The organism is Magnetospirillum fulvum (genome assembly GCF_900108475.1).
Classification (GTDB): Bacteria; Pseudomonadota; Alphaproteobacteria; order Rhodospirillales; family Magnetospirillaceae; genus Phaeospirillum; species Phaeospirillum fulvum_A.
This window is the reverse complement of record NZ_FNWO01000002.1, coordinates 150,571-171,555: the sequence shown is the minus strand read 5'-3', so window position 1 is coordinate 171,555 and position 20,985 is coordinate 150,571. Positions and strand designations below refer to the sequence as shown.

Genomic DNA, 20,985 nt, shown 5'->3' with positions numbered 1-20,985 from the left:
ACGGAAAGTTGGCGGGGCCGCCCTCCCACCCGGTCGCAAGGAGAGGAGCGGCCCCGTCGGAACCGGTCTAATCGTCACCCATTTTGAGCGCGGCGAGGAAGGCGCTTTGCGGAATCTCGACCTTGCCGAACTGACGCATCCGCTTCTTGCCCTCTTTCTGCTTCTCGAGCAGCTTGCGCTTACGGGTAGCGTCGCCGCCGTAGCATTTGGCGGTAACGTCCTTGCGCAACGCGCTGATCGATTCGCGGGCGACGATGCGGCCGCCGATCGCCGCCTGGATCGCGATCTGGAACATCTGACGCGGAATCAACTCCTTCAGCCGCTGGCAGATGCCGCGCCCGCGCGCTTCGGCATTGGCGCGGTGGACGATGAAGGACAGCGCATCGACCGGCTCGGCATTGACCAGGATCGACACCTTGACCAGATCGCTTTCGCTGTAGGAATCGATTTCGTAATCGAAACTGGCATAGCCGCGCGAGATTGATTTCAGCCGGTCGTAGAAATCGAACACCACTTCGTTCAGCGGCAGACGATAGACCGCCATCGCCCGCGCCCCGGCATAGGTGAGGTCAAGCTGCTGGCCGCGCCGTTCGGTGCACAGCGTCAGCACCGGCCCGAGATATTCGTCGGGGACCATGATCGTCGCCTTGATCCACGGCTCGTCCATCCGCTCGATCCGGCCCTGGTCGGGCATATCGGCGGGATTGTGCAATTCGTGCAATTCGCCGTTGGTCAGGTGGACGCGATAGACCACCGACGGCGCGGTGGTGATCAGGTCGAGGTTGAACTCGCGTTCCAGCCGCTCCTGAATGATTTCGAGATGGAGCAGGCCGAGGAAGCCGCAGCGGAAGCCAAAGCCCAGCGCCGCCGACGTTTCGGGTTCGTATTGAAAGCTGGCATCGTTCAAACGCAGCTTGGCCAGCGAATCGCGCAAATCTTCATAATCGGCGGCGTCGATCGGGAACAAGCCGCACCACACCACCGGCACGCTCGGCTTGAAGCCGGGCAGCGGTTCGGAGGCCGGACGCTTGTCGTCGGTGACGGTATCGCCGACCTTGGTCTCCGCCACCGCCTTGATCCCGGCGGTGAAAAAGCCCATCTCGCCCGGCTTCAGATCGGTACATTGGATCATTTTGGGGGTGAAATAGCCGACCGTGTCGATCTGGTAGGCCGCCCCGGTCGCCATCATCCGGATCTTCTGGCCCTTCTTCAGCACGCCATTCTTGATGCGGACCAGAATGATGACGCCCAGATAGGAATCGTACCAGGAATCGACCAGCAGAGCCTGCAACGGCTCGTCGATCTCGCCTTCCGGCGCGGGCAGGCGCTTGACCAGCGCTTCGAGCACGTCGCCGATACCCAGACCGGTCTTGGCCGAGATCATCACCGCGTCGGTGGTGTCCAGGCCGATCACGTCCTCGATCTGCTGCTTGATCCGCTCCGGCTCGGCGGCGGGCAGGTCGATCTTGTTCAGCACCGGCACCACTTCGTGCCCGGCGTCGAGCGCGTGATAGACATTGGCCAGCGTCTGGGCCTCGACCCCCTGACTGGCATCGACCACCAGCAGCGAGCCTTCGCACGCCGCCAGCGAGCGCGACACCTCATAGGCGAAATCGACGTGGCCGGGCGTGTCCATCAAATTCAACTGATAGGTTTCGCCGTCCTGGGCGCGATACATCAGGCGCACCGTCTGGGCCTTGATGGTGATGCCGCGCTCGCGTTCGATATCCATCGAATCGAGAATCTGTTCCTTCATGTCGCGCGCCTCGACGGCGCCGCAAGACTGGATCAGCCGGTCGGCCAGGGTGGATTTTCCGTGGTCGATATGGGCGACGATGGAAAAATTGCGGATGTGGGTCAGTTTGGTCATGGCGATCGGTTTATCCTGAAGCTGCCGGACCATAAAGCCCGCCGGACATTTTTGGAAGGGGGCGACGCTCGATGGGAACGGCAACCGGCGCAAGGGCGCATTTCAGGCGATTGACGCCAACCCCCTCGCTTTTACCAGATTGAGCAGTTTGAGGGAGGGCCCGTCTGGCCGCTTCTCGCCGCGCTCCCATTTGCTGACGGCGTCTTTGCGCACGTTGAGGTAATGCGCAAACACCGGCTGCGACACCTGTTCGCGTTCCCGCAATGCCCGGATTTCGTCGGGCGTCATCGGCTCCACCGGAGTAAGGCACAGAGCGTCGAATTCCCGCATCGTCGCCTTATCCACCAAACCGGCTTTGCTCAAGCCAATCGCGGTTCGATGAACCGAAGCGAGAATTCCATTATCAGCCTTTTTCTTGCTTGCCGCCATCGCTCATCACCTCAATCAATTCACCGGCATCAATTGCCGTCTGTCGCTCCACATCAGAGTAGCCAAGAATAAGATCGGCCAGCCTCCTCAACGCTCGGAGTTCCTGCGTCGATATGTTTGCTTTGTCGCTTTTCTTGAAACCGTGGACGAAATAAACATCACATCCGACTCGAAACAAAACGATCGTGCGGAACCCGCCTGATTTTCCGCCCCCGTCGCGAGCCACCCGTTGTTTGTAAACCCCACCTCCCAGATCGGCATCATATCGCCCGCCTCCAGCATCAGAGGCAGCTTGAAGCATTTTTTCTTCGGGTATCCTTGCCTTTAGGGCAAAACGGAGGAATGTTTTTGTCATATACACACGTGTCATTTCCGTTCCTGCTCCATGAACTGGGACAAACATCTAAATCTTTAATTTTTATAATTATTTTTGAAATTTAGTGTCTAGTCGCGGTTCATGGACAAGGCGAATGAGCCCCCCTCCCCACTCAAGGTAAAAACCTTCAGAATTCGCTTTTGATCGCGCACAAAGAGTAGCTCTTAGAGCTATATGTGTCAAGCGCGCCGATCCCTTGTGCGGAAGGACCGGCCCCCGACCAAGGCGGCCGGGACGGGCTTATTTCTTGTGCTTCTCCAGCCGCTCCAGCGCGTGCTCGAGAGCGTTGGCAACGGTGTTCATCACCTTGACCCGGGCGTAGGCTTTCGAATTGGCCTCGACCAGGGTCCAGGGCGCGGTGCGGGTCGAACTGCGCTCGACCATCTCGTTGACCGCCTGCTCGTACTCGCCCCACTTGCTGCGGTTGCGCCAATCCTCGTCGGTCAGCTTCCACTTCTTGTAATCAATCTCGCCCCGCGCCTTGAAGCGGGCCAATTGCTCTTCCGAGGTGATGTGGAGCCAGAATTTGCACAACACGATGCCGTGACGGGTCAATTGCTCTTCGAAATCGTTGATTTCGTTATAGGCGCGCCGCCACGCTTCTTCCGAGCAGAATCCTTCGACCCGTTCGACCAGAACCCGGCCGTACCACGAGCGGTCGAACACCGTCACCCGTCCGGCGCGGGCGATGTGACGCCAGAACCGCCACAGATAATGCTGGGCGCGCTCCTCTTCGGTGGGGGCGGCGATCGGGATCACCTGATAATCGCGGGCGTTCAGCGCATTGGTCAGGCGGCGGATGGCACCGCCCTTGCCCGCCGCGTCCCAGCCTTCGAACACCAGCACGGTCGATAGTTTGGCCTCGATCGCGGCGCGATAGAGGTGGGCCAGCCGTGCCCGCTGTTCCTGCAACGCCTGGGCATAGACGGCACTATCAATATCCTGGCTCATGTCGAGCGAGGACAAGATCGTCGGCTGCGGCGGCAATGCCACCGGAACCACCGCCTGTTCATCCGTGCCGCGGGTCGCCTGCTTCAGTTCGGCGGCGATCTTGCTGGCCGCGGCGCGGGTGGCGAGATGGCCGGCGATCGCCTCCTTGATCGTTTGCAGCACCACCGCCGAGCGATAGCGCGAATCCGCCCCCTCGACGATCCGCCACGAAGCGTGGCCCTTGCTGGTCTGCATGATCATCTGTTCGGCGGTGGCGACGAACTTGTCGTAGAGTTCGTAATGCTTCCAGTCGGTCTCGGTGACCTGCCACGCCGTCAGCGGTTCTTTTTCGAGGCTCTTCAGCCGTTTTTTCTGAGCCGGGCGCGACAAATGCATCCAGAATTTGAGGATCAGCGCGCCTTCGTCGGCCAGCGTCTTCTCGAACCGGATGATCGGCCGCAGCGATTCGTCGAACTCGATGGCGGACGCATGGCCGTGCACCCGGGCGATCAGTGGATCGTGATACCACGAGGACAGGAACAGCCCGATCTTGCCCTTGGGCGGCAGATCGCGCCAGAAGCGCCAGAAGGTGGGGCGCTCGGCCTCTTCGTCCGAGGGCTTGCCATAGGCCCGAGTCACGATCCAGCGCGGGTCGAGCCATTCATTGATGAGGTTGACGCTTTCGTTCTTGCCCGCGCCATCGACCCCGGCAAAGACGATGACGACGGGAAAATCGGCCTCGCGCAATTGCTGCTGCAAATCGAGCAATTCGGTGCGGAGCGAGGGCGCCAGGGCGTCGAACTCTTCCCGCGAAATCTTGCGTCCCAGTTCCGCCGCTTCGAACATCGCCCTACTCCCGATCCGGTCCGAACCATCCTGATGAGCCTAGGCCGAACGGCTGGGTCGAGCAAGCCCGTTGCCGGTCGAATTCGGACGCGACCGGGGCAAGATCGCGGCGGTGGAACTGGGCGGTAACTGAGCCCACGGCCTAGAAAGCAGTCGATTCTTCGCCCGCGCCGCGCTAAACATGACCCCTTTCCCGAGGCCAGACGCGCCCCGCCCCCGTCCGCTACCCGCAGGTTCGGCCATGAGCATCGAGCAGGATTTCCATCGGATCAAACGTCTTCCGCCCTATGTGTTCGCGGAGGTCAATGCGATGAAGGCCCGAGCTCGAGCCGCCGGAGAGGACATCATCGATTTCGGGATGGGCAATCCCGACCAGCCGACGCCGCCGCACATCGTCGAAAAGCTGATCGAGGCGGCGCGCAATCCCCGCGCCCACCGTTATTCGATGTCGCGCGGGATTCCGGGCCTCCGAAAGGCGCTGTCGGGCTATTACCAGCGCCGCTTCAACGTCGATATCGACCCCGAATCCGAGGCGATCGTCACCCTGGGCTCGAAGGAAGGGCTGGCCAACCTCGCCAACGCGATCACCAGCCCCGGCGATATCGTGCTGGTGCCCAATCCCAGCTATCCGATCCACCCCTACGGCTTCATCATCGCCGGCGGGTCGTGTCGCTATGTGCCGGTGACGCCCGACGCCGAGTTCCTGCGCGCGCTCGACCGCGCCGTCCGCCATTCGGTGCCCAAGCCGATCGCGCTGGTGCTGAACTATCCCAGCAACCCCACCGCTTTGCTGGCCGACCTCGATTTCTATGGTCAGGTGGTCGAGTTCTGCCGCTTCCATAAAATCTGGGTTCTGTCCGATCTGGCCTATTCCGAGATCTATTTCGACGTCGCCCCCCCGCCGTCGATCCTTCAGATTCCGGGCGCCAAGGACATCGCGGTCGAGTTCACCTCGATGAGCAAGACCTACAACATGCCGGGCTGGCGGATCGGCTTTGCCGCCGGGAACAAAACGCTGGTTTCCGCGCTGGCGCGGATCAAATCCTATCTCGATTACGGCGCGTTCACCCCGATCCAGGTCGCGGCCAGTGCGGCGCTGAACGGGCCGCAGGACTGCGTCGATGAGATCCGGGCGATGTACAAGGATCGCCGCGACGTGCTGATCGAAGGATTGGCCGCCGCCGGGTGGGACGTCCCCAGCCCCCAGGCGACGATGTTCGCTTGGGCCCCGATCCCGCCCGCCTTTGCCCATCTCGGCTCGCTTGAATTCTCGAAGCTGCTGATGAGCCACGCGCAGGTCGCGGTGGCGCCCGGCATCGGCTTCGGCGAATATGGCGACAGCTTCGTCCGGATCGGACTGGTCGAAAACCGTCACCGCACCCGCCAGGCGGTCCGCAACATCAAGACTTTCCTCGCCAGCGCCGACACGCTGATCGAGTCCTCGGAAAAACAGCGCGCAGGAACCGACCGATGACGTCCACCCCCCTGAAGATCGCGATCGCGGGCCTTGGCACCGTTGGCGGCGGCACCGTCGAACTGCTGACCGAGCAGGCCGATCTGCTGGCCGGACGCGCCGGACGGCGGCTGGAGATCGTCGCCGCCTCGGCGCTGGAGCGCCCGGCCGGGCTGGCGCTCGACGGCGTGCAGTTCTTCACCGACGCCCGCGTGCTGGCCCGCGAGGCCGAGTATGACGTGCTGGTCGAACTGATCGGCGGCGCCAGCGGGGTTGCCCTCGACGTCGTCCGCGCCGCGCTGGAACGCGGCAAGAGCGTCGTCACCGCCAACAAGGCGATGATCGCCCATCACGGCGTCGAACTGGCCCGTCTGGCCGAGCAGACCGGAGCCAATATCGGCTTCGAAGCCTCGGTCGGCGGCGGCATCCCGATCATCAAATCCCTGCGCGAGGGACTGGCGGGCAACCGCGTCACCAAGGTGATGGGCATCCTCAACGGCACCTGCAACTTTATCTTGTCGACGATGCAAGATACCGGGCGCGACTTCGCCGACGTCCTGGCCGAGGCCCAGGCGCTGGGCTATGCCGAAGCCGATCCCACCTTCGACATCGACGGAATCGACACCGCCCACAAGCTGGCGATCCTGGCCAGCCTCGCCTTTGCGATGCCGGTTTCGATCGACGCGGTCACCTGCGAGGGGATTCGCCACGTCAGCGCGCTCGACATTCGCTATGCCCAGGAACTGGGCTATCGGATCAAGCTGCTGGGCGTCGCCACCATCAGCGACATCAACGGCGAGATGGCGGTAGAGTGCCGGGTCTATCCGGCGATGGTGCCGCTCAGCTTCCCGCTGGCCCATGTCGGCGGCCCGTTCAACGCGATCGTCACCGAGGGTGATTTCGTCGGCCGCACCGTGCTGGAAGGCCGGGGTGCCGGAGCGCGTCCGACCGCCTCGGCGGTGGTCGCCGATTTGATGGACCTCGCCACCGGCCGCGTCGGCCCCACCTTTGGCGTTCCGGTCGATCGGCTGGAGCCACGCCCGACCGCGCCGCGCGGCACCGGCCGCAGCGCCTGGTACATCCGCCTGATGGTCAGGGACGAGCCCGGCGTGTTCGCCGACATCGCCGCCGCCTTGCGCGACGAGAAGGTGTCGATGGAACAGATCATCCAGCGCGGCCGCGCCCCCAACCAGACGGTGCCGGTGGTGATGACGGTCCACGAGACCGACGAGGCGGCGATGTTGCGCGCGGTGGCGCGGATCAACGGCCTGTCCTCGGTGGCCGAGCCGCCGCGCCTGATCCGCATCGAGAGCCTGTAACCGCCGTTCCCCACCGGCCCGGCGGCCCCGGGCCAGCGATATTCCGGGAGAGCACGACCGACATGTCCGTCCACACCCAATTTACCCCGGTGTTGGACCGCAACCTCGCCCTCGAGGTGGTCCGCGTCACCGAAGCCAGTGCCCTCGCCGCCGCCCGCAGGACCGGACGCGGCGACGAGAAAGCCGCCGACGAAGCCGCCTGCGGCGCGATGCGCCGTGCCCTCAACGGGGTGTCGATGACCGGCGTCATCGTCAATGGCGAAGGCGAGGACGAGACCCAGCCGCTCCATACCGGCGAGCGGGTCGGCACCGGCAAGGGACCGAAGATCGACATCGTCCTGACCGCGCTGGAAGGACGCTCGATCTGCGCCCGAGGCGCCAGCAACGCGCTGTCGGTGGTGGCGATGACCGAAGAGGGCTCGTTCCTCAAGGTGCCGCAGCACACCTATATGGAAAAGCTGGCGGTCGGCCCCGGTCTGCCGCCCGGCGTGATCGACCTCGATTCGACGCCTGAAGAGAATCTGGCCCGGATCGCCGCCGCCCGGAAGGTCGAAATCGCCGATCTCACCGTCAGCATTCTCGACCGTCCCCGCCATGTCGATCTGATCGACCGGGTGCTGGTCGCCGGGGCACGGGTGATGCTGTTCGACGATGGCGACGTCTCGGGCGCGCTGGCGACCGGCCTGCCCGACACTGGGATCGACATTTATATGGGATCGGGCGGCGCGGCTCAGGGCGTTCTCGCCGCCGCCGGGCTGAAATGCCTGGGCGGGCAGATGCAATGCCGCCTGCTGATGCGCTCGGAAGCCGACCATGCCCAGGCCCGCCGCGCCGGAATCGTCGATTCCCGCCGCAAATGGGACATCGACGACATGGTCAAGGGCGAGGTGATGTTCGCCGCCACCGGGATCACCGACGGCCATGTTCTGAAGGGGGCGCGGTTGCTCCCCGGCAACCGGGCGATCAGCCATTCGCTGGTGATGCGCTCGCTGTCGGGCACGATCCGCTATCTGACGGTGCAGCACGACCTGAACCGAGGTCTGATCGCGTTATGAGCGTGGCCCCGGGCGACGCCTTTCTTGGCGTCGAGCGCTCCCTGACCGGGCGGCGCTGGCAGTCCCGCCCCGGCGATGCCCGCGTCGCTCAGGCTTTGTCCCAGCGTCTGGCTCTGCCCGAACTGGTCGGCCGCGTCCTGGCGGCGCGCGGCATCGGCCTTGACGAGGCGGCAGCCTTCCTCTCTCCCACCCTACGCGACCTGCTGCCCGATCCCGGCCATCTCCGCGATATGGACAAGGCGGTCGCCCGGCTGGCCCAGGCGGTGCAGACCGGCGAGACGATCGGCATCTTCGGCGATTACGACGTCGATGGCGCCACCTCGACCGCCGTCCTCACCCTGTATCTCGAAGCGGCGGGAGCGCGGGTACTGACCCACATTCCCGACCGGGTGGTCGAGGGCTATGGCCCCAACGCCCCAGCGCTGGCGCGGATGCAGGCCGAGGGCGCCCGGCTGGTGATCACCGTCGATTGCGGCACCACCGCCTTTGCCGCGCTGGAAGCCGCCGCCGCCGCCGGGCAGGAGGTGATCGTCGTCGATCACCATGTCGCCGAATCCAGCCTGCCCCCCGCTTTGGCGGTGATCAATCCCAACCGACTGGACGAAGACAGCCCGCACCGCCACCTTGCCGCCGTCGGCGTCTCGTTCCTGCTGGCGGTGGGGCTGAACCGCGCCCTCAAACAAGCGGGCTGGTTTACGAACCGGCCCGCACCCGATCTGCTGCGCTGGCTCGATCTGGTCGCGCTCGGCACCGTCTGCGACGTCGTGCCGCTGGTCGGCGTCAACCGCGCCCTGGTCGCCCAGGGGCTGAAGGTGATGGGACGGCGCAGCAATCCCGGTCTGGCCGCCCTGGCCGACGTGGCCGGGGTGAAGGAACGCCCCGACGCCTATCATCTCGGCTATGTGCTGGGGCCACGGGTCAATGCCGGGGGCCGGGTCGGCGAGGCCGGGCTGGGGGCACGGCTGATGACCACCGCCGACCCGATCGAGGCGGGCGACATCGCCCGCCGTCTCGACGGCTATAACAAGGATCGCCAGGAAATCGAGGCGGCGGTGCTGGCCGAGGCGATCGAGCAGGTCGAAACCCGCCCCGATGACGGTCTGCCCCTGCTGCTGGCGGCGGGCGAGGGCTGGCATCAGGGCGTGATCGGCATCGTTGCCGGACGGCTGAAGGAACGCTATGGCCGTCCCGCCTGCGTCATCGCGCTCGACGGCGACACCGGCAAGGGCTCGGGCCGCTCGGTGATCGGGCTCGATCTGGGGGCGGCGATCATCGCGGCGCGTCAGGCCGGTCTGCTGGTCGCAGGCGGCGGCCACGCGATGGCGGCGGGCTTCACCCTGGAGCGGGACAAGCTGGCCGATCTGCACGCTTTCATCGCCGACCGGCTCCAGGCCCAATTGAGCGGGGAACTGGTGCCCCTGCTCGACCTCGACGGGGCGCTGGACGCCGGAGCCGCCTCGGTCGAGCTGATCGAAACCTTGGCCGGAATCGGCCCGTTCGGATCGGGCAACCCCGAGCCGGTGTTCGCCGTCACCAACGCCCGCATCGTCCGTGCCGATGTGGTGGGATCGGGCCATGTCCGGCTGATCCTGACCGGAGCCGGGGGCAAGCGGTTGAAAGCGATCGCCTTCCGCGCCGCGGATTCCGAAATGGGCATGACCTTGCTGGCCTCGGCCGGGGCGTCGTTCCATCTGGCCGGAACCCTGCGGGTCGATAACTGGCAGGGCGCCAGCACCGCGCAATTGGTGGTGACCGACGCGGCGCTAGCCCGCTAAAGCAACCCCGCTCTTCCCCCCCGGCTATGGCGTGGTATAGTTTCGCCGCCAGCGGCCTTGACGACCGCCCCCTCGCATCCGAACGAGCCCCCATGAGCCTTGCTGTCCTTTCCCAGCGTTTCGCATGCCGCCGCATCCGGCTGGCCCAGGCGATGGGCTTCGGCCTGCTGATCGCCCTGTCCGCCTGCGCCGACAAAAAAGAGGACTATGTCGAGAAGCCGGTCGAGGAGCTGTATAACGGCGCCATGGACCTGATGGACAAGAACGAGTACCAGCGGGCCGCCAAGCAGTTCGAGGAAGTCGAACGCCAGCATCCTTATTCGGCCTGGGCGACCAAGGCGCAGTTGATGTCGTCTTATGCGCTGTACGAGCGCAACAAGTACGACGAGGCGCTGATCGGCCTTGACCGCTTCATCCAGCTCCATCCCGGCAACAAAGACGCCGCCTATGCCTATTACCTGAAGGGACTCTGCTATTACGAGCAGATTTCCGACGTCGGCCGCGATCAGAAAATGACCGAGCAGGCGCTGAAAAGCCTTCAGGAAGTGGTTGATCGCTTCCCCGCCAGCCCCTATGCCCGCGACGCCCGGCTCAAGATCGACCTGTCGCGCGACCACATGGCGGGCAAGGAAATGTCGGTCGGCCGCTATTATCTCAGCACCAAGCAATATCTGGCCGCGCTCAACCGCTTCAAGATCGTCAGCGAGCAGTTCCAGACCACCAGCCACGTCCCCGAGGCGCTGCACCGGATGGTTGAGATTTACACCATCCTCGGCCTCGAAGACGAGGCGCGGCGCACCGCCGCCGTGCTTGGCCACAATTTCCCCGGCTCGGACTGGTATCAGGACAGCTACGCGATCTCGGTCGAAGGCGACCACGATCCGTCAAAAAGCCTCCAGCAAACCAGTTGGACCGACTCGCTGGCCTTCTGGTCCGACGGCAAGAAGAAAGCGCCGCCCCCCAGCGAAGACCCGGCCAAGACCAGCGGCGGCTGGTTCAATTGGGCCAAGTTCTGGTAGGCCGATGCTGGCCTCGCTCGCCATCCGCGACATCGTCCTGATCGAACGTCTCGATCTCGGCTTCGATCCCGGATTGTCGGTGTTTACCGGCGAAACCGGCGCGGGCAAGTCGATCCTGCTCGATTCGCTCGGCCTTGCCCTGGGGGCGCGGGCCGAATCCGGGCTGGTCCGCCACGGCGCGGCCCAAGGCAGCGTGATCGCCGAATTCGACCTCGCCGCCGACCATCCCGTCCGCACCCTGCTGGCCGAGCAGGATGTCGATAGCGGCGAAGGCGGCCCGGTGCTGTTGCGCCGGGTGCTGACCGCCGACGGTCGCTCGCGCGCCTATGTCAACGACCAGCCGGTCAGCATCACCCTGCTGCGGCGGATCGGGGCGCAATTGGTCGAAATTCACGGCCAGTTCGAAAGCCACGGCCTGCTTGATGCCTCGACCCATCTGGGCGTACTCGACGCCTTTGCTGGCCTGAACACGCCGCGAAGCGCCGTTGCCGCCGCCTGGGACGCCTGGAGGGCTGCCCGCGCCGCCCGCGCCGAGGCCGAAACCGCCCTGGCCCAGGCCCGCGCCGAAGAGGAAACCCTGCGCGCCACCGTCGAGGATCTGACCTCCCTCGACCCCAAGCCGGGCGAGGAAGCCGAACTGGCCCGCTCCCGCGCGATGCTGATGCAGGGCGAAAAGCTGATCGAGGCGATGAATACCGCCCAGACCGCACTGAACCGCAGCGGCGATGTCGAAGGCAGTCTGCGCAACGCCCGCCGCGCCCTGGAGCGGGTCGCCGACCGCGCCGACGGACGACTGGACCCGGTGATCGCCGCACTTGACCGCGCCGCGATCGAGGCGGCCGAGGCGATTGGCCAACTGGAACGGGTTTCGGCCGGAATCGATCTCGATCCGCGGCGGCTGGAAAAGGTCGAGGAGCGGCTGTTCGCCCTGCGCGCCGCCGCGCGCCGCCACGCCATCGCCGTCGATGATCTGGCCGCGCTTCGCCAGCGCCTGACAAGGCGGCTGGAGCAACTTGACGATGGCGGCGGCGATCTGGCCCGACTGGCCCGCGCCGAAGAGGCCGCCCGCGCCGCCTATGTCGAAGCCGCCCGGACCCTGTCCAAGGCCCGGACCAAGGCCGCCCGCTCGCTTGACAAGGCGGTGGCGGCGGAACTGCCGCCGCTGAAGCTCGACAAGGCGACCTTTCACACCGTGGTCGAGCCGCAAGACGACGCGCAATGGGGGCCGGACGGGCTGGACGCGGTCGGATTCGAGGTCGCCACCAATCCCGGCAGCCCACCAGGGCCGCTCGGCCGCATCGCTTCGGGCGGCGAGCTTGCCCGCTTCATGCTGGCGTTAAAAGTGGTGCTGGCCCGCATCTCGCCGACCGCCACCATCGTGTTCGACGAGGTCGATGCCGGAATCGGCGGTGCGGTCGCGGCGGCGGTGGGGGAGCGGCTGGGCCGTCTCGCCGCCGAATTGCAGGTGCTGGTGGTGACCCATTCTCCCCAGGTCGCGGCGCGCGGTGCCCATCACTACCGCGTCGCCAAGCGCAGTTCCGGCTCCACCACCGTTACCGGTGTCGATACCCTGTCGCCCGAGGCGCGGCGCGAGGAAATCGCCCGGATGCTGGCGGGCGAGACGATCACCGATCAGGCCCGCGCCGCCGCCGACTCGTTGATGACGAACGGGTAGGGGGGAAACGAAGGCGCGCGCGTCAGCTCTTGAACGAACGGGTCAGCAATTCCTGAAGCTGGCGGCCATTGACCGGCTTGTGCAGGATCGGCATCCCCTCGGACGCAGCCAGACGCAGGCGATCGACCGTTACCGTGGTATCGCCGGTCACCACCACGCCGGGAATATCGGGACCGAACGCTTGACGGACCCGCTCGATCGCCTCGGTCCCGGTCTGGCCGTCGCGGAGACGGAAATCGGCCAGGATGAATCCGGGCGGCATCGAGCCAGCCTCCAGCAACCCCAGCGCCTCATCGGCGGATTGGGCGGCGATCACGACATAGCCCCAGCTTTCGAACAGCATCTGGTAACCGGCAAGGACAATTGCCTCGTCCTCTATCACGACCACCAGGCGAACACCGGGGCCAGGACCACCGGGGCCGGCGATTTCATTGCCGAGCGCAGACACCTTCACGGTCTCCCCAGGAGAATTCTATCTCCATCATGTGGGAAAGCAGGGGCCAGAGAAAACATGCCTATGGGCATAGGCCATTCGCATGAGGGTTGCATACCCGACCAAAAATGCCCTTATACTTGCCGCCCTTGACCGCACACGGGGCTAAAATAGCCCCCGGGAGACGCCAACCCGAGATGACCGACACCATCGTCCTGCCGCCCGCCGGGGCGAAGACAGAGCGCGACATTGATCCTTCGCTGGACCTTGTCGCCGAAATCAACCGTTTGCGACGCGAGCGCAACGCGGTCATTCTGGCCCATTATTACCAGGATGGCGAGATTCAGGATTTAGCCGATTTCGTCGGCGATTCGCTTGATCTGTCGCGCAAAGCCGCCGCCACCGATGCCGACGTGATCGTCTTTTGCGGCGTCCGCTTCATGGGCGAGGTAGCGAAGATCCTGTCGCCCACCAAGACGGTGCTGATTCCCGACGCCGATGCCGGTTGTTCGCTGGAAGAATCCTGTCAGCCCGAGACCTTCCGCGCCTTTCGCGAACGCCACCCCGATCACATCGCCGTCACCTATATCAATTGCTCGGCCGCGATCAAGGCACTGTCCGACGTGATCGTCACCTCGTCGAACGCCGAGGCGATCTTGCGCCAGCTTCCCGCCGACCGGCCGATCCTGTTCGCCCCCGACCGCCATCTCGGCAGCTATCTCGCCCGCATCTCGGGACGCGAGATGACGCTGTGGCCGGGCAGTTGCATCATCCATGAGCAATTTTCCGAGCGCGAATTGGTCAAGCTGAAGGTGCGCCACCCCAACGCTTTGGTCGCCGCCCATCCGGAATGCCCCGAGGCGGTGCTGCTCCACGCCGATCATGTCGGCTCGACCCGCGCCATTCTCGAATATGTGCTGGCCAGTGACCGCGACGAGTTCATCATCGCCACCGAGCAGCACATCATTCACCAGATGACCAAGGCCGCGCCGCACAAGACCTTCCTGCCCGCGCCCGGAGCCGATGGCGGCTGTTCCTGCTCAAGCTGTCCGTTCATGGCGCTCAACACGCTGGAAAAGATCTATCTTTGCCTCGTCAACGACGCCCCCGCGATCACGGTGCCCGAACCGTTGCGGCTGGAGGCGCTGAAACCGCTGGAGAAAATGCTGGAGATGAGCCGCTCGGTGCCGATGTCGGGGAACGCCAATGCCTCCTGAAATTGATTGGGATGACGCGCGGCGGGTGATTGATGCCGCCTTGGCCGAGGATACCGGCGCGGATAAGGGCGGCCCCGGTGCCGACGTCACCTCGGCGCTGGTGATCCCGGCCGATTTGCGCTTCAAGGGCGTGATGCAGGCCCGCCACGCGATGGTCGTCGCCGGTCTGCCCGTCGCCGAGGAATCGTTTCGCCGGGTGGTGCCCGACGCCCGCTTCACCGCCCGCGTCGCCGATGGCGACCGGGTCGCGGCCGGAACCGTGCTGGCCGAGATCGAGGGACCGGCGCGCGGGCTGCTGACCGCCGAACGCACCGCCCTTAACCTGCTTCAGCTTCTGTCCGGCATCGCCACCGAGGCGGCGCGCTATGCCGAGCGAATCGCCGGAAGCGGTTGCACCTTGCTCGATACCCGCAAGACCATTCCCGGCCTGCGGCGGTTGTCGAAATACGCCACCCGCTGCGGCGGCGCGACCAACCACCGGATGGGCCTGTTCGACGGCGTCCTGATCAAGGACAATCATATCGCCGTCTGCGGCGGGATCGGCGCGGCGGTGCGGCGGGCCAAGACGGGCGGCGTCACCGTCGAAGCCGAATGCGACACCCTGGAGCAGGTCGCCGAGGCGGTCGAGGCGGGAGCCGATATCGTCTTGCTCGACAACATGCCCCCCGACATCCTGCGTCAGGCGGTGGCGCTGGTGGACGGACGCTGCAAAACCGAAGCGTCGGGCGGCGTGACGCTGGAAACAATCGGCGCGATCGCCGCGACCGGCGTCGATTACGTCTCGGTCGGGCGGATCACTCAATCGGCACCGGCTGTGGATATTGGCCTGGATTGGACCTGACATGAGCGAGTTGGTGACAGCGCCTTTCGACCTTTTGGTGATCGGCTCGGGCGCGGCCGGGATGTCGGTGGCGCTGGGATTGCTGGCACAGCGTCCCACCGCGCGGGTCGGGGTGCTGTCGAAGACCGATCTGTCCGAAGGCAGCACCAAATATGCCCAGGGCGGCATCGCCGCCGTGCTGGACGCCACCGATTCGATCGAGGCCCATATCCGCGACACCCTGATCGCGGGCGGCGGGCTGTGTTACGAACCGGCGGTGCGCGCCGTCGTCGAGGGGGCTCCGGCGGCGATCCGCTGGCTGATCGCCAACGGCGTGATGTTCGACCGTGAGGATGGCGACCTCCACCTCACCCGCGAGGGCGGCCATTCCCACCGCCGTATCGTCCATTCCGCCGACGCCACCGGGCTTGCGGTCCAGACCAGCCTGGAATCCAAGCTGCGCGCCAGCGGTGCCCTGCTGTTCGAAAATCATAACGCTGTCGATCTGATCCGCGAGAAGCTGCCGCAGGGGCGTCAGGGCCGCTGCGTCGGGGCCTATGCGCTCGACCGCCGCGACGGACGGGTCCACCGCTTTCCCGCCCGCTCGGTCCTGCTGGCCAGCGGCGGCGCGTCGAAGGTCTATCTCTATTCCTCCAACCCCGACGGCTCGACCGGCGACGGGATGGCGATGGCATGGCGGGCGGGTTGCCGCGTCGCCAACCTGGAATTCAGCCAGTTTCATCCGACCTGCCTGTACCATCCCCGCGCCAAATCCTTCCTGGTCACCGAAGCGGTGCGGGGCGAGGGCGGGCGGCTGCTGCGCCCCGACGGCACCCGCTTCATGGACGAGTACGACCCGCGCGGCGAACTGGCACCCCGCGACATCGTCGCCCGCGCCATCGACGACGTGATGAAGCGTCTGGGCTGCGAGTGCGTCTATCTCGACATCAGCCACCGCCCGGCCGAGTTCATCACCCACCATTTCCCCACCGTCCATGCCGAGGCGCTGAAGTTCGGCTTTGACATGACCCGCGAGCCGCTGCCGGTGGTTCCGGCGGCGCATTACACCTGCGGCGGGGTGATGACCGATCTGCGCGGCCATACCGACGTCGATAATCTGTATGCGGTGGGCGAAGTGGCCTGCACCGGCCTGCACGGGGCCAACCGGATGGCCTCGAACTCGCTGCTGGAATGTCTGGTGATCGGGTCCGCCGCCGCCCGCGACATCGCCGAGAAGCTGGACGCGATCCCCGCGCCGCCGCCGCTGGCCCCGTGGGACGAAACCTGGGTCACCGATTCCGACGAAGAGGTGGTGGTCGCCCACAATTGGGACGAGCTGCGCCGCTTCATGTGGGACTATGTCGGCATCGTCCGCTCGACCAAGCGGCTGGAGCGGGCGCGTCACCGCGTCAAGCTGCTGCTGAACGAGATCGGCGATTATTACGGCAGCTTCCGCGTCACCAGCGATCTGCTCGAACTGCGCAACCTCGCGATGGTCGCCGACCTGATCATCCGCTCGGCGCTGGCCCGACGCGAGAGCCGGGGCCTGCATTACACCATCGACTACCCCACCCTCGACACCGTGGCCCCGCCGCAAAACACCATCCTGGTCCCCAAGACCTTCGCCGCCCGCCGGGAGGGCTGAGCGCGATGGCCGCCCGCCGCCTTGTCTTCCCCCCCGGCACGGTGATCTTCACCGAGGGTGAGGCCGGCACCACCGCCTTTGTCGTCGAACTCGGCAAGGTGCGGATCTACAAGACCCGCGAGGGCCGCCAGATCGAAATCGGCGAGGTCCGCCGCGGCGGCATTTTCGGCGAGATGGCGCTGATCGACGATCAGCCCCGGATGGCAACAGCCGAGGCGGTCGAGGAAACCACCTGCGTTCTGATCCCCAAGGATCGGTTGGCCGGGCAGCTCGACCTCGCCCCCAAGGGGGTCAAGGTGATCGTCAACGCCCTGCTTGGCAATATCCGCGCCATGGGAGCCGAACTGGCCGAGGCCGCTCTGCTGCTCGCCCAGTACGACAAGAAGCCGTAAAGGAACCGCGATGCACCGCCGAAGCTTCCTCCTCGCCACCCTGGCCACCCTCCTGGCTCCCGTCGCTCTTCGCGCCGAGGAGAAGAAGGAAAAGAAGAACGATCGCCTGCCGGTGCCGGTCAAAGGCGACCGCTATGTCCGCCTCCCCACCATGGCGCTGGAACTCTACGACAAGGCCGGTCAGTACCACATGTCGTCGATCGACCTGATCCTCCAGGTTCCGGAAGAGGCCAAGTTTTCCGAAAAGCACCTGTCCGACAAGATGCGGATGGCCTTCAACGTCATTCCCTATGAGGAATATGCCCGCGCCAACCCGGCCCCGATGGTCAAGTCGCTGGCGCTTGAAATCGCGCGCAAGGAACCGGGGACGGAAATGACCCGCGACGTCCTGATTTCAAAAATGTTGTTCAGGTAAAATAGTATCGGCTCAGACGTATCCATCTGAGCCGATAATACCAGACCCCCGAACGGTGCTCGAATAACGGCCTTTCGACATAGGCGTCGCGCCAGCCCCAGGAGCGGCAACCAAAAAATGCGCACACCCTCCCCAAAGACCCTTACGGCGAAAGAGATCGGACCGACGAAATAATTTAAGGCGGAAAAAACCACCCCCTGTTTTTAATCGTCCGGTTCGGCAAAGGGAACACGCGGCTTCTTCATGGCCAAGGGAGTCGTTTCCCGGACCTGCCTATGGTATGCATTGGGTCTGTCGGGGACTATCCTGGATTTGCTGACATGACGGCACGCGACCACAGATCACGCGGCGGATCGTCACAGGGGGAACAACTCGCTTTGTCCCTGGGAATGGACGGACTGTCCGCTTTCCCCGGGCCAGCGGTCGTGATCGATTCCCAAGGGTCGGTGATCGCCTGCAACGGTCGCGGCGAGGGGCTGGCCGCCGCGGCCGCCCAGGGACGGATCGCCTGTCTGGCCGATCTGCTGTCGATGCCCGGAACCACCTCGCTCGAATGTCTGCCCCTGACCGGCGGCGGCGCGCTGGTGTTCGATCTGGTCGCCCTGCCGGTCGGCGACGGCCGGTCGGTCCTGATCGGGCGCGACGTGACGCTGGAACGCAATCTGCGCGCCGCTTTGGTCGAATCGCGCCAGCGGTACAAGGATCTGGTCGAAATCTCCAGCGACTTCGCCTGGGAGATCGGACCGGACGGCCGCTTCGTCTTCGTCAGCCCCAAAGGGGCGCTGGGCCATGCCGCCGACGAACTGATCGGCCGCCGCCCCGCCGAGTTCGTCGTTCAAGATACCGCCACCCCCGAAGCCAATCCGTTCGAGGCCAACGGCCCGATCGAAGATGTCGAGGTGTGGATGCGCCAGAGCGACGGGGCGCAGGTCTGCGTGCTGATCTCGGCCATGCCGTTGCGTGGCGATGGCGGCGAGTGGCGCGGCACCCGCGGCGTCTGCCGCGATGTTACCCAGGAGCGCCTGCGCGATGCCGCTTTGTCGCGCGCCAACGCCCGCGAACGCCTGCTGAGCTATATCGTCCGCACCATTCGCGACGAAGTCGAGCCGTCCGGAATGTTGCAGGCCGCCGCCGAAGCCACCGCCCGCGCTCTGGGGGCGTCCGGCTGTCAGATCTTCCGCCTGCGGCCCGAAGATGGCGGCTTTGCACTGGCGGCGGCGTTCGGCGAGGCGGGAGCGGGAGAGGACGTGCTCGATTCCCTGGCTGATTCCGATCATTTCGACAGCGATTATAAATCCTGGCGCGTGCTGGCGACAGTGTGCCGCTATCGCCACTCGGTCAACGGCGCGGTTCTGCTGTGGCGCTCGGCCGAACGCGCCGCCTGGGGCGACGACGACCGCCTGCTGATCGACGACGTCGCCAATCAGGTCGGGCTGGCCGCCGAGCAGATCGCCAACCACGAACGGGTACTGAAATTGTCGCGCACCGACGGGCTGACCGGCCTGTTCAACCGCCGCGCTTTTTTCGAGGAAATCGCCCGCCGCTTCCAGCGCCTGCTGCGTGAGGGACGCCCGGCGGCGCTGATCTACGTCGATCTCGACAATTTCAAGGCGGTCAACGACGTCCACGGCCACCAGACCGGCGACCGCGCCTTGCTGGCGGTGCGCGATCTGATGGTCCAGCACACCCGGCCGACCGACCTGATCGCCCGGTTGGGCGGCGACGAATTCGCGATCTGGCTGGAAGCGGCCGAGGAAAAGATCGCGGTGCGCCGCTGCGAGGAATTGCTGACGGCGGGAGCGCAATTAACCTGTTATTCCGGCAGCCCGGACAAGCCGCTGCTGTTCTCGCTGGGGGTCGCGGTCCATTCCGGCGGCGAAGCCGAAACGATCGAGGCCCTGATCGCCCGCGCCGACAAGGCGATGTATGAGGTCAAACGTGGTGGCAAGGGAGCCTGGCGACTGGCCCCGCAATTGTCAGGCCAGCCCAGGCCGGGGGAGAGCGAGCCATCGTGGCGGGATTCCTGAAACGGCTGTTCGGCGGCAACAAGGAACCGATTGATTACGATCGGGCCAAGGATCTGGCCGCCCATCCCGATTCCAAAATCCGCACCGATCTGGCCCGGCGCGACGACATCCGCCCTGAAATCCTCTATTTCCTTGCCGAGGATGCCGACCCCGCCGTCCGCCGCTCGGTTGCCGCCAACGATGCCGCCCCGCCCCAGGCCAATCTGCTGCTGGCCGCCGATTGCGACGATTCGGTGCGGGGCGACCTCGCCGCCAAGATCGCCCGGCTGGCCCCCGGCCTGTCCGCCCACGACCAGGACCGGCTGCGCCGCCTGACCTTCGAAGCGCTGGAGATCGTCGCCCGCGATCAGGTCACCCGCATCCGCCAGATTCTGTCCGAGGCATTGAAAGACGTCGCCAACGCCCCCCCCGACGTGATCCGCCGCCTGGCCCACGATGCCGAACTGGTGGTCGCTGGACCGATCCTGCGCTTTTCCCCCGTCCTCACCGACGAGGATCTGCTGGAAATCATCGGGGCGGAACCGATCCCCGGCGCGCTGGCGGCAATCTCGCGCCGCGCCGGGATCAATACCCAGGTGTGCGACGCCATCGCCGCCACCGACGATACCGAGGCGATCGCCGTCTTGCTCGGCAATCCGCTGGCGCAAATCCGCGAAGAGACGCTGGACCGTCTGGTCCACCGCGCCGCCGACATCGAAGCCTGGCACCGTCCCTTCGTCGAGCGGCCCAAACTTCCGGCGCGGGTGGCCCAGCGTCTGGCCCGCTTCGTCGCCGCCGACCTGTTGCGCTCGCTGGCCGAACGCGACGATCTTGGTCCCGAGGCCGCCTCGCTGGTGGCGCTGGCGGTGGAAAAGCGGATCGCCGAAGCCGCCCTCTCGCCCGAGGCGAAGGCTTCGACCCGTCTTGCCGCCGATCGCAGCGAGGCCGAAGCCCGCGCCCGTGCCCTGATGGATTGCGGCCAACTGACCGAAACCACGATCGACACCGCGCTGGCTTCGGGCGATCTCGCCTTCGTCACCGCCGCGCTGATCTTGCTGGCCCATCTGCCCGCCAAAAGCGTGGTCAAGGCGATCGACACCCAAAGCGCCAAGGGAATCATCGCGATAAGCTGGAAGGCCGGGCTGTCTCCCGGTTTGGCGTTGCAGCTTCAGACCCGGCTGTTGCGCCTGCCCGCCGCCCGGGTGATCCCGCCCAGCGGCGGAGATTTCCCACTGACCACCCGGGAAATGGAGTGGCAACTCGAATTTTTCGGCGCGGCCGAGTAGGGTTCCTCTCCCGCCGCCCCAGGA

At 65.5% G+C, this 20,985-nt stretch carries 18 protein-coding genes; 13 read left to right on the top strand and 5 right to left on the bottom strand.

The window, feature by feature from the left end; translation table 11 throughout:
* Positions 1–67: 67 nt before the first annotated feature.
* From lepA to pap, 4 genes are all read right to left on the bottom strand, one after another.
* Positions 68–1,870, bottom strand: coding sequence for a translation elongation factor 4 (gene lepA / locus BLW40_RS02995; protein WP_074765794.1), 1,803 nt, complete (start codon positions 1,868–1,870; stop codon positions 68–70).
* Positions 1,871–1,972: 102 nt separating this feature from the next.
* On the bottom strand, positions 1,973–2,299 hold the full coding sequence (locus tag BLW40_RS02990; protein WP_074765404.1) for a helix-turn-helix domain-containing protein: 327 nt from the start codon (positions 2,297–2,299) through the stop codon (positions 1,973–1,975).
* The gene (locus BLW40_RS02985) at positions 2,274–2,669 is read right to left on the bottom strand and encodes a type II toxin-antitoxin system RelE/ParE family toxin (RefSeq protein WP_074765402.1); all 396 of its coding nucleotides are present in this window, start codon (positions 2,667–2,669) and stop codon (positions 2,274–2,276) included. The genes BLW40_RS02990 and BLW40_RS02985 overlap by 26 nt, the downstream gene beginning before the upstream one ends.
* Positions 2,670–2,915: 246 nt before the next feature.
* Positions 2,916–4,451 (bottom strand): polyphosphate:AMP phosphotransferase, encoded by a 1,536-nt coding sequence (pap, locus tag BLW40_RS02980; RefSeq protein ID WP_074765400.1) that lies wholly within the window; start codon positions 4,449–4,451, stop codon positions 2,916–2,918.
* 241 nt (positions 4,452–4,692) lie between these two features.
* On the opposite strand from pap, the gene BLW40_RS02975 reads away from it, so the two are divergent.
* The 6 genes from BLW40_RS02975 (at position 4,693) to recN (ending at position 12,747) form a co-directional block, all read left to right on the top strand.
* Positions 4,693–5,925: an LL-diaminopimelate aminotransferase gene (locus BLW40_RS02975; protein WP_074765398.1), complete on the top strand. Its 1,233-nt coding sequence runs from the start codon at positions 4,693–4,695 to the stop codon at positions 5,923–5,925.
* Complete coding sequence (locus BLW40_RS02970; protein WP_074765396.1) at positions 5,922–7,223, top strand: homoserine dehydrogenase; 1,302 nt, start codon at positions 5,922–5,924, stop codon at positions 7,221–7,223. Before BLW40_RS02975 ends, BLW40_RS02970 begins: the two co-directional genes overlap by 4 nt.
* 62 nt (positions 7,224–7,285) lie before the next feature.
* A complete protein-coding gene (glpX, locus tag BLW40_RS02965) occupies positions 7,286–8,278 on the top strand; it encodes a class II fructose-bisphosphatase (protein WP_074765394.1) in 993 nt (330 codons plus the stop codon).
* Positions 8,275–10,053, top strand: a complete 1,779-nt coding sequence (recJ, locus tag BLW40_RS02960) for a single-stranded-DNA-specific exonuclease RecJ (RefSeq protein ID WP_074765391.1) — start codon at positions 8,275–8,277, stop codon at positions 10,051–10,053. The genes glpX and recJ overlap by 4 nt, the downstream gene beginning before the upstream one ends.
* A gap of 92 nt (positions 10,054–10,145) precedes the next feature.
* On the top strand, positions 10,146–11,072 hold the full coding sequence (locus BLW40_RS02955; RefSeq protein WP_074765389.1) for an outer membrane protein assembly factor BamD: 927 nt from the start codon (positions 10,146–10,148) through the stop codon (positions 11,070–11,072).
* 4 nt (positions 11,073–11,076) lie between these two features.
* Entirely contained in the window at positions 11,077–12,747 is a 1,671-nt protein-coding gene (gene recN / locus BLW40_RS02950) for a DNA repair protein RecN (RefSeq protein WP_074765387.1), read from the top strand.
* Positions 12,748–12,769: 22 nt separating this feature from the next.
* Here recN and BLW40_RS02945 read toward each other — a convergent pair whose 3' ends face one another.
* On the bottom strand, positions 12,770–13,201 hold the full coding sequence (locus BLW40_RS02945; protein ID WP_244511030.1) for a response regulator: 432 nt from the start codon (positions 13,199–13,201) through the stop codon (positions 12,770–12,772).
* A gap of 176 nt (positions 13,202–13,377) precedes the next feature.
* Between BLW40_RS02945 and nadA the strand changes: the two genes are divergently transcribed.
* The 7 genes from nadA (at position 13,378) to BLW40_RS02910 (ending at position 20,961) form a co-directional block, all read left to right on the top strand.
* On the top strand, positions 13,378–14,397 hold the full coding sequence (gene nadA, locus BLW40_RS02940; protein WP_170834514.1) for a quinolinate synthase NadA: 1,020 nt from the start codon (positions 13,378–13,380) through the stop codon (positions 14,395–14,397).
* Positions 14,387–15,238, top strand: coding sequence for a carboxylating nicotinate-nucleotide diphosphorylase (nadC, locus tag BLW40_RS02935; protein ID WP_074765385.1), 852 nt, complete (start codon positions 14,387–14,389; stop codon positions 15,236–15,238). Before nadA ends, nadC begins: the two co-directional genes overlap by 11 nt.
* Before the next feature lies 1 nt (position 15,239).
* Entirely contained in the window at positions 15,240–16,862 is a 1,623-nt protein-coding gene (gene nadB / locus BLW40_RS02930) for an L-aspartate oxidase (protein ID WP_074765383.1), read from the top strand.
* 5 nt (positions 16,863–16,867) lie between these two features.
* A complete protein-coding gene (locus BLW40_RS02925; RefSeq protein WP_074765381.1) occupies positions 16,868–17,254 on the top strand; it encodes a cyclic nucleotide-binding domain-containing protein in 387 nt (128 codons plus the stop codon).
* Positions 17,255–17,264: 10 nt separating this feature from the next.
* Entirely contained in the window at positions 17,265–17,669 is a 405-nt protein-coding gene (locus tag BLW40_RS02920; protein WP_074765379.1) for a hypothetical protein, read from the top strand.
* Between the two features lie 320 nt (positions 17,670–17,989).
* A complete protein-coding gene (locus tag BLW40_RS02915) occupies positions 17,990–19,696 on the top strand; it encodes a sensor domain-containing diguanylate cyclase (protein ID WP_074765377.1) in 1,707 nt (568 codons plus the stop codon).
* Positions 19,681–20,961, top strand: a complete 1,281-nt coding sequence (locus BLW40_RS02910; RefSeq protein WP_074765376.1) for a DUF2336 domain-containing protein — start codon at positions 19,681–19,683, stop codon at positions 20,959–20,961. The genes BLW40_RS02915 and BLW40_RS02910 overlap by 16 nt, the downstream gene beginning before the upstream one ends.
* The last annotated feature ends 24 nt before the right edge of the window (positions 20,962–20,985 follow it).